This is a genomic window from Acidovorax sp. GW821-FHT10E03, assembly GCF_059415205.1.
In genome coordinates, this window is record NZ_JBWKMU010000009.1 from 181,027 (window position 1) to 195,029 (window position 14,003).

The window sequence follows — 14,003 nt, forward strand, 5'->3', positions numbered from 1 at the left end:
TTTCAGGTTTGTGTATGAGAATATGAAAAACTAATATTTCTCACAGATCACCATGCGCACAACAAAAGTTCGTGCCAAGAATGTGCCGCAGTCCGATGTGTCGGCCGAGCTGGACCGTACCGACAAGGCCATCCTGCGCCAGCTGCAGCGTGATGCCTCGCTGTCCAATGTGGCGCTGGCCGAGAAGGTGCACCTGAGCCCGCCCGCCTGCCTGCGCCGCGTGGAGCGGCTCAAGCGCCTGGGGCTCATCGACGGCATCGTGGCGTTGCTCAACCCCCAGGCCGTGGGCGCGGGCATGCTGGTGATGATTGGGGTGGTGCTCGACCGCTCCACGCCCGAGTCGTTTGCCGAGTTTGAAAAGGCGGCGGCCAAGGTGTCCGGCTGCATGGAATGCCATGTGGTCACCGGCGAGTTCGACTACTTCATGCTGGTGCGCACGCGCGACAACGACAGCTTCAACCGGCTGCATGCCGAGCAGCTGCTCTACCTGCCGGGCGTGCGGCAGGTGCGCTCGTTCATGGTGCTGCGCAATGTGCTGTCCACCACCGAGCTGCCGCTGGCGCTGTAGCGGCGGCCAGCCCTCCGCTCACGGGGCGCCGCGCAGGCGCCCCACCACGGCCGCCCAGGCCGGACCGCCGAACAGGTTGACCACCAGCCCCGCCATCAAGAGCCCCGCGCCCGCAAAGTGCACGGGCAACAACTGCTCGCCGAACACCCACCAGCCCGTGGTCAGGCCCACCACGGGCACCAGCAGGGTGAAGGGGGCGACGCGGTTCACCGGGTAGCGCGACATGAGATACGTCCACAGCCCGAAGCCCAGCAGCGTGGAGATCCAGGCGATGTAGGCCACGGCGGCCATGGATTTCAGCGACAGGTGCTGCACGGCGGCCCACACGGCCGCGGGCCCGTCCAGCAGCAAGGACAGCACCACGAATGGCAGCGGCGCCACCACGCTCGACCACACGATGAAGGCAAACTGGTTCATCGGCCCGTAGCGTCCCACGGCGCGCGTGACGATGTTGCCGCAGCCCCACATCGCCGCCGCCCCCACGGTCAGTGCGAATCCCGCCAGCGGCATCGACGCGCCGTGGGCACTGCCGATCAGCACCAGCCCCACGCCGGCCAGCGCCAGGCCCGCCACCTGGTTGCCCTGCCATGCCTCGCGCAGCCACCAGGCCGCCAGCAGCAGCGTGAAGAACGACTGCGACTGCAGCACCAGCGAGGCCAGGCCCGACGGCATGCCGATGTGGATGGCGGTGAACAGCAGCGCGAACTGGCCCACCGCCATGGTCATGCCGTACAGCAGGTACAGGCGCAGCGGAACCTTGGGGGGCTTGACGAACAGCAGCGCTGGAAACGCCGCCAGCAGGTAGCGCAGCGCGCCCAGCAGCAGGGGCGGCACACCGGCCACGCCCACCTTGATGACGGCGAAGTTGAGCCCCCAGACCACGATGACGAGCAGGGCCAGGGCGAGATCGCGGGGGCGCAGGGCAGTGTTCATGCCCTGTATTTTCGGTGCACCGGCGGGTCCGTGGCCGCGCGTTTCACGACCGGCCTGGTGCGAAAACGGACATGCCCGGGCCCACCCCGGGGGGTTACGCCGCTTCCACCGCGAAGCTCAGCCCCGCGTGGGCCTGCAGCCGCGCGATCAGCTTGCCGCCCAGCGCGGGCGCCGTGGTCCAGATGCCGCCGGGGGTGTCCGTGGCGTCCTGCAGCAGGCACACGGCCGCCTCGGTGATCATCTTGGAGGTGGAGCCATAGCCCGGGTCGCGGTCGCCCTTGACGCCCACGCGCAGGTTGTTGCCCGCGGCGTCGGTGCCCAGGAAGAGCACGTCGTAGAAGCCGTTCTCGCGTTCCTCGCGGGAAGGGCCCTCGCCGGGCTTGGGGCCCTTGTCCGAGCCCAGCGACTTGTCGCCCGCCACGGCATTGGCCATGGCCTCGCCCTTTTCGCCGGGGCCGGTGATGAGCATTTCGTCGTACACGAAGTCGGTGCCGTAGGCGTGCTGCAGCAGGAAATTGGAGCGGTGCACGTTGCGGGTGTTGATGGCGGCCATCACGAACGGGGCCACCCACACTCCTTCGCCCAGGGCCTCGTCCACCATGGGCTTGTTGCCCGAGGGCTGGCGCGGCCCTTCGAAGCCGGGCGTGAGCGAGAACGGGTTCTTGAGCAGGTCCAGCACGGCGGGGTGGGTGGCGGCGGCGGCCATGGTGGCCTTCAGGCTGGCGGCGGTGCCGCCCGAGAACGTGCCCTTCATCTTGCGCACCCGTCCGCGCACCCGGCTCGCGGGGTGGCCGAAACGGGCCTTCATCTCGGTTTGCAGCAGGTACACGCCCAGGTCGAACGGGATGGAGTCGAACCCGCACGAGAACACGATGCGCGCGCCGCTGGCCCGGGCCGTGGCTTCGTGCGCGTCGATCATCTGGCGCATCCACGCGGGTTCGCCGCACAGGTCCACGTAGTCCACGCCGGCCGCCGCGCACGCGGCCACCAGTTCGTTGCCGTAGAGCTGGTAGGGCCCCACGGTGGTCAGCACCAGGCGGGTCTGGTCCATCAGCGCCTGCAGGCTGGCGGGGTCGGTGCTGTCGGTCACGATCAGCGGGGTGTCGGCCGGGGCGCCCACTTCGTCGCGCACGGCGGCGAGCTTGTCGGCATTGCGCCCGCCCATGGCCCAGCGCAGGCCGCTGCCGGTGGGATAGCGCTGCAAAAGGTACTCGACCACGAGGCGGCCCGTGAAGCCGGTGGCGCCGTGGACGACAAGATCGAAGGGTTTGGTCATGGGCTGTCTCCGTGCACTGCTGCGTGCGGGTGGGGGAAGGGGCGGGCGCCGCCGCGGGCGGCCGCCGGCTGCTGGGATGCGATTGTGAAAGACAAGCGGGTGCCGGCATGTCGCCCAGGTGCCGCTTGCAATGGGCAAAAAGTATCGTTTGGCGATACCGTGAAGCCGGACTGCCGCCACTGGCGCAACCCGGCGGGGGCGGCGGGGGCCGGGCCCGGCACCATGCGGTCCGTGTTCAACCACGGGCCTGACAAGGGCCCCACCTCTGTATGTCATCCAATGCCCCCTTCCTCGTTCAGCGTGACACCCGTGCCTGGCAACTGCAGGTGTGGGTCTCGTTCGGCATCGCCGTCTTCCTGTGCGCCGTGGGGCTGGCCTGGCTGCCGGGCGAGCAGCTGGAGCAGGCGTTCATGGTGATGGGCTATGTGTTCTGCCTCTCGGCCGCGTTCGTGCTGGCCAAGTTCGTGCGGGACAACGAGAGCGCCGCGCGCCGCGGTGCGGGCGACACGCCCATGTGGAAGCTGGTGGTCTGGGGCGGATTCGCCGTGGCCATGGGCCTCACGGGCTGGGGCCTGTTCGGCATGGAGATCAACGTGACCTACAAGGCCTTCCTGGGTGTGAGCTGGCTGTACCTGATCACCACCGCCTTCACGCTGGCCAAGATGCTGCGCGACCGCCACGAGGCTGACCTGCTGGAAGCACGCCTGCAAGGCCGCCGCGAAGCTGCCGCAGCACATGCTGCTACGTCTGGTAACAACGCCAGCTGAGTTTCCGGCGTTCGCCCTGGCCCCATGGCGGATGCTCGGAGGTTGCCCTGAAAAAATCCGGTGCTGCCGCGCTACTGCGCAGCACCTCCCGCGAGGAGTGAAACCATGAAGAAATTGCCGAAGATCCTGACCCTTGCCCTGGCCGCCGGCCTGCTGTGCACGCTGGCCGCCTTGCCCGCGCGCGCCCAGAGCGAGGCCTCGGCCGCGCTGTCGCTGCTGCCTGTCGCTTCGGTGGTGGGCACGGCGTCGGTGGCGTCCGCCGCCGCTGGCGCGGTCGTGGCGGTGCCTGCCGCATTGTCGGTGGCGGGTGCGGTGCTGACCGTGAAGACGGTGGAGGCCTCGGCCACCGGCACGGTGTACCTGCTGGAGCGCGCCTCCGACGGCGCCCAGGTCAGCGTCGAGGTGGCGGGCCGGGGCGTGGGCGCATCGGCGCACACCGTGGGCACGGTGGTGACCTGCAGCGTGATCGGCACGGGCGTGGTGCTGTCGGTGGCGGGCGAGGCGATCGCCTTCGTGCCCAACGCCATCGGCCGTGCGCTGCTGCACAACGAGCGCCTGTAAGGGGCACCGCCATGGATATGCAGCAGATGACCGTGACGACCCCGGCGCATGCCCGCGTGCGCTCCTTCAACCCCGCCATGCTCGGCCTGGCCCTGGTGGCGGGCGCGGCCCTGCTGGCGGCGCCAGCGGCCCACGCGGGCCGCTCCTGCGAGGCCGCCAAGCCCGTGCCGGCCAAGGTGATCGAGCGCGGCATGCAACTGGCGCAGCAGACCTCCGCCGCGCTCGACGCGGAGCATGCGAAGTCTGGCGCCCAGGTGGTGGTGCTCGCCCGCGCCGGGCAGGACCTGAGCAAGTACGGCCTGCGCTATTCGCACCTGGGCTGGGCCTACAAGACACCCGAGGGCCCCTGGCGCGTGGCCCACAAGCTCAACGAATGCGGCACGGCCGTGGGGCACCTGTACCGGCAGGGCCTGGGCGAGTTCTTCCTGGACGACCTGTGGCGCTACGAGGCCGTCTACGCCGTGCCCACGCCCGAGGTGCAGCAGCGCCTGCTGGCCGTGCTGCAGGACAAGGCCCGCACCAGGACGCTGCAGCACCCGCCCTACAGCATGGTGAGCTACGTGTGGGGCCGCAAGTACCAGCAGTCCAACCAATGGGCGCTGGAAACGCTGGCCGTGGCCATGGAGCCCGCCACGGTGCGCAACCGCGAGCAGGCGCAGGCCTGGCTGCAGTTCAAGGGCTACGAGCCGACCACGCTCAAGCTCGGGCCGCTCACGCGGATGGGCGGGCGCGTGGGTTCGGCCAACATCGCGTTCGACGACCACCCGGGCGACAAGCGGTTCTCGGACCGCATCGAGACCGTCACGGTCGATTCGGTGCTGGCCTGGCTGCAGCGGGCCCAGCTGGCGGCCGCGCCGGTGGTGCTGACCGTGAAGAATTGATGAAATGGGCCGATTGCGCTTGACTGGTAAGCGCTGGTAGCTATCAAATGCATAGTATCTACAGAGGGGACTGATCATGAGCAAATCACTGCGGCTGTCTGAAAAATGGTTCCGCCGCGGCCTGTGGCTGGTGGCGCTGGTGTTTGCCAGCTTCCTCATCGGGCTGGGCGGCACCATCGTGGGCGATTTGCCCAAGGTCGAGACGCCGCTGCGCGTGGATGACTTCCTGGACAAGCCGGCCGCCGAAAAGCTGCGCGCCCAGGTCAAGGACGCGCGCCAGGCCGAGCAGGACGCGCAGACCGCGCTGGAGCAGGCGCAGCTGCAGCGCAGCAAGGCCCGCAGCGAAACGCAGGCCGCGCGCGAGACCTTCAACAACTGGCTCTCCACCCGCTCGGCCACCCAGCGCGCCGACCAGGACCCGGAGGTCATTGCGCGCACCCAGGCGCTCGATGTGCTCAAGCTCGCCGAGCGCAAGACCCAGCAGGCGGTGGAGCTGCAGCAGCAGGCCGCGCTCGACGCGCGCCAGGCGGCGGCGGCCACGCAGGAGCGCCTGAACAGCATGGAAGCCGATGGCTACGTGAAGCTGGAGGCCGAGCGCCGCAAGGTGGAGCTGCGCGTGTTCCTGTACCGCCTGGCGCTCACCCTGCCGCTGCTGGCCATCGCCGGCTGGCTGTTCGTGAAGAAGCGCAAGGGCACCTACTGGCCGTTCGTGTGGGGCTTCATCTTCTTCGCGCTGTTCGCGTTCTTCGTGGAGCTGGTGCCCTACCTGCCCAGCTACGGCGGCTATGTGCGCTACGTGGTGGGCATCGGCATCACGGCGCTGGTGGGGCGCTACGCCATCCTCGCGCTCAACCGCTACCTGGAGCGCCAGAAGCTGGCCGAAACCCTGCCCGACCAGGAGCGCCGCAAGGAGCTGAGCTACGACGTGGCCCTGGCCCGCCTGGCCAAGAGCGTGTGCCCCGGCTGCGAGCGGCCCGTGGACTTGAAGAACGAGAAGATCGACTTCTGCCCGCACTGCGGCATCGGCCTGTTCGACCACTGCGGCACCTGCACCACGCGCAAGAGCGCCTTCGCCCGCTTCTGCCATGCCTGCGGCACGGGCGCGGGGGTGCGGCTGGCGCGGGATGACTGAGCGGGTCCCCGCGTGACACCCATGGGGGGGCTGCGCCGCCGCGAGCTTCTGGGCGCGCTGGCCGCCGCCGGACTGGCGGGGTCCTGTGCGCCGCTGCCGGCCCACAGTGCGCCCGGGGCGCTGATCGAGAACGTGACCCGCCTGTACCCCGTGCGCGTGTCGCGGGTGGTGGTGCCCGCCAGCCTGCAGGACGTGGCGCAGGCCGTGCGCAACTGGCCCGGCGCGGTGGCCGTGGGCGGCGGGCGCTACAGCATGGGCGGCCAGGTCGGCGTGGAAGGCGGCCTGCACATCGACATGCGCGGCATGAATGCCCTGGTGTGGCTGGACACCGGGGCGCGCACGGTGCGCGTGCAGGCCGGCATGCGCTGGCGCGACCTGCAGGACCACCTGGATCCCCACGACCTGGCGGTGCGCACCATGCAGAGCTACTCGAACTTCACGGTGGGCGGTTCCGTGTCGGTGAACGTGCATGGCCGCTATGTGGGGCACGGGCCCATCGGCGCGTCCGTGCGGGCCCTGCAGATCGTGCTGTCCAGCGGCGAGGTGCGCGAGGCCAGCCGCCAGCAGCACCCCGACCTGTTCCGTGCCGCGCTGGGCGGCTATGGCGGGCTGGGCGTGATCACCGAGGTGGAGCTGGACCTGGATGCCAACACCGCCATCGAGCGCACCGTGGCCCAGGTGGCGCTGGACGACTACCCCGGCTTCTTTGCCGCCAGGGTGGCCGCCAACGCGCGGGCCGTGATGCACAACGCCGACCTGCTGCCCCCCCGTTTCGACCGCGCCACCGCCGTGACCTGGGCCCGCACCGACAAGCCCGTGACCGTGCCCGGGCGCCTGGTGCCGCGCGGCCAGCGGTATGACCTGGACAAGAGCGTGATCTGGGCCATGACCGAACTGCCGGGGGGCCACCAGCTGCAGCACAAGGTGGTGCGCCCGGCGCTGCTGCGTGGCCAGCCGGTGGTGTGGCGCAACCACGAGGCCAGCCTGGATGCCGCCTCTTTGGAGCCCGCGAGCCGCGCACAGTCCACCTACGTGCTGCAGGAGTACTTTGTGCCCGTGGCCCGGTTCGCCGCTTTCACGCGGGGCTTGGCCCGCATCCTGCAGCAGCATGGGGCGCAGGTGCTCAACATCTCGGTGCGCCATGCGCCGCCCGACCCCGATGCCATCATGGCCTGGGCGCGCGAGGAGGTGTTTTCGTGGGTGCTGTACTACAAGCAGGGCACCCGCCCCGAGGCCTGTGCCGAAGTGGCTCTGTGGACGCGTGCGCTGATCGACCTGGCCCTGCAGCATGGCGGCACCTACTACCTGCCCTACCAGCGCCATGCCACGCGGGCGCAGTTCGCGGCGGCCTACCCGCAGGCGGACCGGTTTCGCGCGGCCAAGGCCGTCTGGGACCCCGCGGGGCGGATGACCAACATGCTGTGGGCGCAGTATCTGTAGAGGGACGCCGCGGGCCGGCGCGGGGGGCTACCCCATCATCACCCGGTTTCGCCCCTGCGCCTTGGCGCGGTAGAGCGCCGCGTCGGCCGCGAGCAGCAGCATGTCCATGTCGGCATCGCCGCCCAGCGTGGCGCTGTGCACCAGGCCGATGCTGATGGTGGCATGCCGTGGAACGCCCCCGGCGGCGCCAAAGGTCTGCTGCTCCACCACCTTGCGCAGGCGCTCTGCGATCGCGTGCGCCTCGGCGGGCGAGGCATCGGGCAGCACCACCGCGAACTCCTCGCCGCCCAGGCGGCCCAGCACGTCCTGGGGGCGCAGCGCGCCGGCCATGGCCTGGGCGAGGCCGACGAGGAGCTGGTCGCCCGCGCCGTGGCCCAGCTGGTCGTTGACCTGCTTGAAATGGTCCACGTCCACCATCAGCACGGCCAGGCCGGCGGATTCGCGCTGGTAGCGCGCGACCAGCCGCTCGCCCTGCTGCAGGAACGCGCGGCGCGCGAGCACGCCGGTCAGGTCGTCGTGCCGCACGGCGTGGTCCAGGCGGCGCAGGGCCTCGGCGCGCGCGGCGCTGGCGCAGGCCACGGCCAGCGGCCCCAGCGCCAGCAGCGTGACGCCCACGCGCAGCGAGAACACGTCGCTGGCATGCGCGGGCGTGAAGTTGAGCACGCCCGTGGCCACCCCGGCCATGGTCCACAGGCACACCACCAGCGACAGCAGGCTGGATGTGAACGGGCTGTAGCTGAGCGCGCACCACAGCAGCCCCGGCACCACGAAGGCCAGCATGCCGGGCCCGCCGACCACGGTGCGGATGCCCTCGGCCAGCAGCAGCGAGCTCACGGGGGCCACGCGCCAGAACAGCGATGCGCCCGGCAGGCCCTGCGGGGCGTTCATGGTGGGCGGCGGGTCGTCGGCGCGGGGCGCGGCCAGCACCACCGGCACGATGAGCATGTAGTTCATGAGTTCGGTGCTGAACCACAGGGACAACAGGTCGGTCCAGGGAGTATCGAAGTACACCGGCGCGGCGCCGCAGCCCGCCAGGGCCCCCACGGTGCTGGCGACCAGCGCCGCCACCAGCAGGTACAGCGCCGACACCGTGCGCTGCAGGCGCCGGATGCGTTCGTCCAGGCGGCGCAGCACCAGCCAGCCCGCCGTGGCGCCCAGCATGTTGGCCCCGTTGAGCCAAAGTGCCATGGACCAGTCGCTGCCCGTGGCCAGGTCCGCCGCCAGGTAGCCCACGGCGGCCGCCACCCAGGCCGGCGGCCGCGCGAGCCGGGGGTAGCGGACCAGCAGTCCCAGCAGCAGCGCATTGGCGGGCCAGAACGCCGACAGGAAGCCGATGGGCCGCGCAAAGATGCCCACCAGGCAGGCGGCGAAGATCAGCAGGGCCAGCCCCAGCCAGGCCAGGGGCGGCGGAAGCGGTCGCAGGAGCGCGAAAGGGCGGTACATGAGTGGATGGCGGTGGATCGGCGGGAGGGCGGGGGCGGCGGTGGGCGGGGGTGCCCCCGATTGTCCCCGGGCCGGGCGCGGTGGGGGGCTCGCCCGGCACCCCCGGGACACCGTTGTTGACGATTTCAAACGCCCGCCGCGAGGGTCAGGGGGGGCCTGCCAGCAGCAGCGCCACCAGTTCGCCCGTGCTGCTGGCGCCCAGCTTGCGCATGAGTCGGGCGCGGTGGGCGTCCACGGTGCGGTGGCTGATGTCCAGGTGGCGCCCGATCTGCTTGCTGGTGGCGCCTGTGACGATGTGCTGCGCGATCTCGCGCTCGCGCACGGTCAGCGGCGTGCTGACGGGGCGGCGGTGCGAGATGTCCTCGAACATCCACACGGCGCGCGCGAACGGGTCGGCCCGGTCGAGCGCGCGGCCCGCCACGTGGCACCAGAACAGCGACCCGTCGCGCCGCCGCATGATGCGCTCGTCGCTGTAGCCGCCCGTGTCGCGCATGGCCTTCAGGCCCCGGTGGCCGGTGTGCGTGAACTCGTCGAACGACGGGTACAGCGGCGCCAGCGGCTGGCCCAGCAGCTCGGCCTGGGCATGGCCGAACATGTGGGCGAAGGCATCGTTGCACAGCTCGATGGCGCGGTCGCGTGTGACGCACATGCCCACGGGCGCGAGGTGAAAGGCCAGTGCGAGCGCCTCGTTCGGAACGGCAGGGGGTGCGGGCATGGGGTGGCATTCTGCAGCAACCGCCCCCTGGCGCGGTGTGTCCGCGCCCGGCCGGGAGGGGCGGCTCAGGCCGGGCGCTCGTGCACCACCGCCACGCGGTTGCGGCCCGCGCTCTTGGCGTCGTACAGCGCGTGGTCGGCCGCGCTCAGCCAGTCGGCCCAGGTTCCGCCGGCGCGGGCCACGCAGGCCAGGCCGATGCTCACGCTGACGGGGATGTCCTCGCCATTCTCGGTCAGCCGGATCTGCGCCACGGCCGTGCACAGGCGCTGGGCGATGGTGGTGGCGTCGCCCGCCGAGACATCGGGCAGGTAGACCAGGAATTCCTCGCCGCCCATGCGCGCGAGCAGGTCGGAGTCGCGCAGCTGGCGGCGCAGGCATTCGGCGAAGGCGACCAGCACGCGGTCGCCGGCCGCGTGGCCGAAGCGGTCGTTGATGCGCTTGAAGTGGTCCAGGTCGAGCTGCGCGATGGCGCTGCCCACCGGCAACTGCGCGGGCAGCCGGGACATGACCCAGTGGCGGTTGCCCACGCCCGTGAGCGCGTCCGTCTGCGCCATCCGCTCCAGGCGCGCCTCGGCCCGTTCGCTGGAGAGCGACGAGACCATGAGGGCGATGCCGAAGTGGCAGAACATCTGCACGTAGAAGGCCCGGGCGAAACCGGTGGAGCTGGCGTTCTCGGTGGCGATGTAGAACAGGCGCAGCGCGAAGATGAAGGCGCTGACCAGCAGGAACCCCGCCAGGAGGGCCCGTGATGGCAGGGGCTCGGCGCGGCGGTCGCGCCATATTTCATGGGCCGAGCCCACCAGGGCTGCGGTGGCCGTCACGTGGAAGGCACCGGCCCGCAGCAGGTTGTCCAGCGGAAACTGTGTGGCGATGCCCGCCACCAGCCAGCCCGCGGGCACCAGGGCGAGCCAGCCCACCGGGATGCGCCTGCGCCCGCTCAGCGCCCGGACGCCCGCCCAGAAGAGGCAATAGCCGACCGTGCCGAGCAGCAGGCTGCCGTGTGTCCAGAGCCAGTCCGGCAGGATGAGGTACTCGCCCCGGCCCGCCAGTTCGGCGCCGATGGCCAGCAGCAGGTACGCCCCGGCCAGCGGCCGCAGCCCCTGGGGCCGGCAGGAATGCCGGCTGACGTGAAAGATGCTCAGGGCCCCGGCCACCAGGGCGGTCTTGTAGAGCAGGAGTACGGTGGGGAGGTCAAGCTGTATGCCCATGTCGCGGTGCAATGGCGGGTTGGTGGCGGTCCCAGGCGGGGACCGTGGTCTGTGGTTCGTGGTCGCGATGGGGGAGGCGCTCAGCGGCGGCGCCAGCGCAGCCGCCACTGCCGCCGGATGACCCGCGCCACGCGCCAGGCCCATGACGCGCGGGCGCGCTCCAGCACGGCGTGCTTGATGCCCATCCAGCGGGCATGGGTCCAGGCGAACCAGCGCAGCTGCATCAGCGCGGCCTGGGTGAGGCTGTACAGCCGGGCCACCACGGCGGTGCCCACCACCTTGGCGATCACGATCACGGTCATGCCCAGCACCACGTGCCCCCGGCCCACCGCCCACAGGGCCAGCAGCTTCACGGGCAGCAGCAGCGCCGTGGGCAGCAGGAACACGGCCACCGCCGCCCAGGGCGGCAGGGCGCGCACGCAGCCTTCGATCCAGCGCAGGCCGGGCCAGCGGCCGATGCGTGCCAGCAACTGCTGCAGCGGTACCCAGCCCCATTCCTCGAACAGGATCAGCAGGGCCAGCAGCCCGCTGCCCAGGCCGGTCAGCATGCGCGCGGGCCAGCGCAGCAGTTGGTGCAGGATTCTTGGAATGATTTGGGCCTCTGGGGCTTGTCTATCCAGCGCGGATAGCTATTGTTTTTATAGCTTCCGATCGTGATTACACGCCCCGGGCCCGCTCGGCCTTGAAGCGCGCCCGGAACTGCGCGAACGCGCCCGCGTCGAGGGACTCGCGCACCTCGCGCATGAGGTTCAGGTAGTAGTGCAGGTTGTGCACGGTGGTGAGCATGGGGCCCAGCATTTCGCCGCAGCGGTCCAGGTGGTGCAGGTAGGCACGGCTGAAACCCTCGCGCCCGCCCTCGTCCCACGACACGCCCGCGCTGCCCGCGCAGGCATAGCAGGTGCAACTGGTGTCCAGGGGCTGGTGGTCGGCCTTGTGGCGCGCGTTGCGGATCTTGAGGTCGCCAAAACGCGTGAACAGCGTGCCGTTGCGCGCGTTGCGCGTGGGCATCACGCAGTCGAACATGTCCACGCCGTCGGCCACGCCCTGCACCAGGTCCTCGGGCGTGCCCACGCCCATCAGGTAGCGGGGCTTGTGCGCGGGCAGACGGTGCGGCGTGTGGGCCATGATGTCCAGCATCTCGTCCTTGGGTTCGCCCACGCTCACGCCGCCCACGGCGTAGCCGGGGAAATCCATCTCGACCAGGCGCTCCAGCGACTCCTGGCGCAGGTTCTTGTACATGCCGCCCTGCACGATGCCGAACAGCGCGTTGGGGTTCTCCAGCCGCTGGAATTCATCCCGCGAGCGCTTGGCCCAGCGCAGGCTCATTTCCATGCTCTTGCGCGCCTCGGCCTCGGTGGTGAGGTGGCCCTTGGTCTCGTACGGCGTGCACTCGTCGAGCTGCATCACGATGTCGGAGTTGAGCGTGGTCTGGATCTGCATGCTCACCTCGGGCGACATGAAGAGCTTGTCGCCGTTGACGGGGCTGGCGAAGGTCACGCCCTCTTCGGTGATCTTGCGCATCGCGCCCAGGCTCCAGACCTGGAAACCCCCCGAGTCGGTGAGGATGGGCTTGTCCCACTTTTCAAAGCCGTGCAGGCCGCCAAAGCTCTGCATCACGTCCAGGCCCGGGCGCATCCACAGGTGGAAGGTGTTCCCGAGGATGATCTGCGCACCCATGTCGTGCAGGCTCCTGGGCATCACGCCCTTGACGGTGCCGTAGGTGCCCACGGGCATGAAGATGGGGGTCTGCACCACGCCGTGGTTGAGCGTGAGCGTGCCACGGCGTGCGTGGCTGGTGGGGTCGGTTTTGAGGAGGTCGAACTGCAGCATGATGGGGCGATTGTCCCAGACGGGCCGCCCCCGCCTTGTGCGGGCAGGCCGCAGGGACATGGGCTGGCATTGGCGCGCCGCATCGCTACACTGGTTCCAGACGGGCTACCAGCCCATCGCAAGGAGAACAACATGCTCAAGATCCTCATCGCCGTGGATGGCTCGGAACTCTCCCTGGACGGCGTGCACCATGCGCTGGCGCTCCTGGGCCAGGGCCTGAAGGCCAGCGTGGTCCTGGCCAACGTGCAGGAACCCGCCACGCTGTACGAACTGGTGACCACGCGCGACCCCGACCTGATCGCCGCCGCCAGCCTGGAGGCCGGCCAGCACCTCATGGCGTCCGCGCGGGCGCTGCTCGACGCGGCGGGCGTGGCCTACGAGACCGACGTGGGCGTGGGCGACGTGGCCCACACGCTGGTGGACATGATCGAGCGCTCGGGCTGCGACATGGTCATCATCGGTGCCAAGGGGCAGGGCGCCATCACCAGCGCGCTGCTGGGCTCGGTCTCCCAGGAGGTCGCGCACGCGAGCCCGGTGCCGGTGACCATCGTCAAGCATGCCGAGGTGCTGGAAGCGCTGGAAAGCGACGTGGCCGAAGACACCGAGGCCTGAGAACCTGTTCAAGATCTTTTCGGGGGGGGCCCAGAAAAGAAAAGGGCCGCTGTGCGCGGCCCTGGCGGGGATCTTCGGAGGACGGGTGCCCGGCGTGTCAGGCCGCCTTGCGAAACGGTTCGGCCGCGGGCCGCTGCAGCTTGCCGTGGGGCAGGGTGGCCAGGCGCGAGAACATGCGGCGCACGTAGCCGCGCACCCACAGGCATTTGTTGAGCTCGTCCACGGGCAGCGGGCCCGACACCACCACGATGTCGTTGGCCACGTCCTGGGCTCCTGCGGCCCGCAGGCGGCGGCGCGTGTTGTTGGCCCAGGACTGGATGCGCGTGGGGCTGCCGTGCTGGTGCACCTCGCCCGTGTGCGCATCGAACGCAATCGCCACGGTATCGGTTTTCAGCTTGAACCTGCGCTCACCCGTCACGGCGCTGGGCGCCTCGCGCATGTCGTAGAGGTAGTAGCTGCCTGCCTTGAGCTGGTATTGCATGTCCATGGGTGTGTTCCTCTCTGTCGGCATTGTCGAGGGCGCACGGTGCGGGCAATGGCAGGTAAAACGGTGGGAAAGGGGCTCTTATCGGGAGCCGTTCGCCAGGGCCGCGCTGGTTTCTGTGCGCGTGCCATTGTGGCGGCGCCCCGGCGCCAG

General features: G+C 70.2%; 15 protein-coding genes. 7 read left to right on the plus strand and 8 right to left on the minus strand.

The window, feature by feature from the left end; all coding sequences use genetic code 11:
• Window positions 1-52: 52 nt before the first annotated feature.
• Complete coding sequence (locus AC07OD_RS17465; protein ID WP_218341274.1) at window positions 53-568, plus strand: Lrp/AsnC family transcriptional regulator; 516 nt, start codon at window positions 53-55, stop codon at window positions 566-568.
• An 18-nt stretch (window positions 569-586) separates the two neighbouring features.
• On the opposite strand, the gene AC07OD_RS17470 is transcribed toward AC07OD_RS17465, so the two are convergent.
• The gene (locus AC07OD_RS17470) at window positions 587-1,489 is read right to left on the minus strand and encodes an EamA family transporter (RefSeq protein WP_494597677.1); all 903 of its coding nucleotides are present in this window, start codon (window positions 1,487-1,489) and stop codon (window positions 587-589) included.
• A gap of 106 nt (window positions 1,490-1,595) precedes the next feature.
• Window positions 1,596-2,777 (minus strand): saccharopine dehydrogenase family protein, encoded by a 1,182-nt coding sequence (locus AC07OD_RS17475; RefSeq protein ID WP_494597635.1) that lies wholly within the window; start codon window positions 2,775-2,777, stop codon window positions 1,596-1,598.
• Between the two features lie 269 nt (window positions 2,778-3,046).
• Between AC07OD_RS17475 and AC07OD_RS17480 the strand changes: the two genes are divergently transcribed.
• From AC07OD_RS17480 to AC07OD_RS17500, 5 genes are all read left to right on the plus strand, one after another.
• Entirely contained in the window at window positions 3,047-3,544 is a 498-nt protein-coding gene (locus tag AC07OD_RS17480) for a YiaA/YiaB family inner membrane protein (protein WP_218296878.1), read from the plus strand.
• A 105-nt stretch (window positions 3,545-3,649) separates the two neighbouring features.
• Window positions 3,650-4,105: a hypothetical protein gene (locus AC07OD_RS17485; RefSeq protein WP_218296879.1), complete on the plus strand. Its 456-nt coding sequence runs from the start codon at window positions 3,650-3,652 to the stop codon at window positions 4,103-4,105.
• A gap of 77 nt (window positions 4,106-4,182) precedes the next feature.
• A complete protein-coding gene (locus AC07OD_RS17490) occupies window positions 4,183-4,986 on the plus strand; it encodes a DUF2145 domain-containing protein (RefSeq protein ID WP_218297003.1) in 804 nt (267 codons plus the stop codon).
• Between the two features lie 76 nt (window positions 4,987-5,062).
• Window positions 5,063-6,118, plus strand: coding sequence for a serine endopeptidase (locus AC07OD_RS17495; RefSeq protein WP_218296880.1), 1,056 nt, complete (start codon window positions 5,063-5,065; stop codon window positions 6,116-6,118).
• Window positions 6,119-6,139: 21 nt separating this feature from the next.
• Window positions 6,140-7,558, plus strand: a complete 1,419-nt coding sequence (locus AC07OD_RS17500; RefSeq protein ID WP_494597636.1) for an FAD-binding oxidoreductase — start codon at window positions 6,140-6,142, stop codon at window positions 7,556-7,558.
• 27 nt (window positions 7,559-7,585) lie between these two features.
• On the opposite strand, the gene AC07OD_RS17505 is transcribed toward AC07OD_RS17500, so the two are convergent.
• The 5 genes from AC07OD_RS17505 to tgt all read right to left on the minus strand — a co-directional run bounded on the left by AC07OD_RS17505 (window position 7,586) and on the right by tgt (window position 12,754).
• Window positions 7,586-9,001 carry a GGDEF domain-containing protein gene (locus AC07OD_RS17505; RefSeq protein WP_492254041.1) on the minus strand — a complete coding sequence of 472 codons (1,416 nt, stop codon included), beginning with the start codon at window positions 8,999-9,001 and terminating at the stop codon, window positions 7,586-7,588.
• Between the two features lie 145 nt (window positions 9,002-9,146).
• Window positions 9,147-9,716 (minus strand): LuxR C-terminal-related transcriptional regulator, encoded by a 570-nt coding sequence (locus AC07OD_RS17510; protein WP_218296883.1) that lies wholly within the window; start codon window positions 9,714-9,716, stop codon window positions 9,147-9,149.
• Between the two features lie 65 nt (window positions 9,717-9,781).
• Window positions 9,782-10,924, minus strand: a complete 1,143-nt coding sequence (locus AC07OD_RS17515) for a GGDEF domain-containing protein (protein ID WP_494597637.1) — start codon at window positions 10,922-10,924, stop codon at window positions 9,782-9,784.
• 80 nt (window positions 10,925-11,004) lie between these two features.
• A complete protein-coding gene (locus AC07OD_RS17520) occupies window positions 11,005-11,472 on the minus strand; it encodes a hypothetical protein (RefSeq protein WP_255591624.1) in 468 nt (155 codons plus the stop codon).
• A gap of 109 nt (window positions 11,473-11,581) precedes the next feature.
• Window positions 11,582-12,754, minus strand: a complete 1,173-nt coding sequence (tgt, locus tag AC07OD_RS17525) for a tRNA guanosine(34) transglycosylase Tgt (RefSeq protein WP_218296885.1) — start codon at window positions 12,752-12,754, stop codon at window positions 11,582-11,584.
• Window positions 12,755-12,886: 132 nt separating this feature from the next.
• On the opposite strand from tgt, the gene AC07OD_RS17530 reads away from it, so the two are divergent.
• Entirely contained in the window at window positions 12,887-13,366 is a 480-nt protein-coding gene (locus AC07OD_RS17530; RefSeq protein WP_218296886.1) for a universal stress protein, read from the plus strand.
• Between the two features lie 97 nt (window positions 13,367-13,463).
• On the opposite strand, the gene AC07OD_RS17535 is transcribed toward AC07OD_RS17530, so the two are convergent.
• The gene (locus tag AC07OD_RS17535; protein WP_010466226.1) at window positions 13,464-13,853 is read right to left on the minus strand and encodes a hypothetical protein; all 390 of its coding nucleotides are present in this window, start codon (window positions 13,851-13,853) and stop codon (window positions 13,464-13,466) included.
• Window positions 13,854-14,003 lie beyond the last annotated feature (150 nt).

Excerpts from the sequence above, each read along its gene's own strand:
- AC07OD_RS17495 (WP_218296880.1), top strand. The coding sequence starts at position 5,063 with ATGAGCAAATCACTGCGGCTGTCTGAAAAATGGTTCCGCCGCGGCCTG.
- AC07OD_RS17480 (WP_218296878.1), top strand. The coding sequence starts at position 3,047 with ATGTCATCCAATGCCCCCTTCCTCGTTCAGCGTGACACCCGTGCCTGG.
- AC07OD_RS17530 (WP_218296886.1), top strand. The coding sequence starts at position 12,887 with ATGCTCAAGATCCTCATCGCCGTGGATGGCTCGGAACTCTCCCTGGAC.
- AC07OD_RS17505 (WP_492254041.1), bottom strand. The coding sequence starts at position 9,001 with ATGTACCGCCCTTTCGCGCTCCTGCGACCGCTTCCGCCGCCCCTGGCC.
- tgt (WP_218296885.1), bottom strand. The coding sequence starts at position 12,754 with ATGCTGCAGTTCGACCTCCTCAAAACCGACCCCACCAGCCACGCACGC.
- AC07OD_RS17465 (WP_218341274.1), top strand. The coding sequence starts at position 53 with ATGCGCACAACAAAAGTTCGTGCCAAGAATGTGCCGCAGTCCGATGTG.
- AC07OD_RS17475 (WP_494597635.1), bottom strand. The coding sequence starts at position 2,777 with ATGACCAAACCCTTCGATCTTGTCGTCCACGGCGCCACCGGCTTCACG.
- AC07OD_RS17515 (WP_494597637.1), bottom strand. The coding sequence starts at position 10,924 with ATGGGCATACAGCTTGACCTCCCCACCGTACTCCTGCTCTACAAGACC.
- AC07OD_RS17510 (WP_218296883.1), bottom strand. The coding sequence starts at position 9,716 with ATGCCCGCACCCCCTGCCGTTCCGAACGAGGCGCTCGCACTGGCCTTT.
- AC07OD_RS17500 (WP_494597636.1), top strand. The coding sequence starts at position 6,140 with ATGGGGGGGCTGCGCCGCCGCGAGCTTCTGGGCGCGCTGGCCGCCGCC.
- AC07OD_RS17490 (WP_218297003.1), top strand. The coding sequence starts at position 4,183 with ATGCTCGGCCTGGCCCTGGTGGCGGGCGCGGCCCTGCTGGCGGCGCCA.
- AC07OD_RS17485 (WP_218296879.1), top strand. The coding sequence starts at position 3,650 with ATGAAGAAATTGCCGAAGATCCTGACCCTTGCCCTGGCCGCCGGCCTG.
- AC07OD_RS17535 (WP_010466226.1), bottom strand. The coding sequence starts at position 13,853 with ATGGACATGCAATACCAGCTCAAGGCAGGCAGCTACTACCTCTACGAC.
- AC07OD_RS17520 (WP_255591624.1), bottom strand. The coding sequence starts at position 11,472 with ATGCTGACCGGCCTGGGCAGCGGGCTGCTGGCCCTGCTGATCCTGTTC.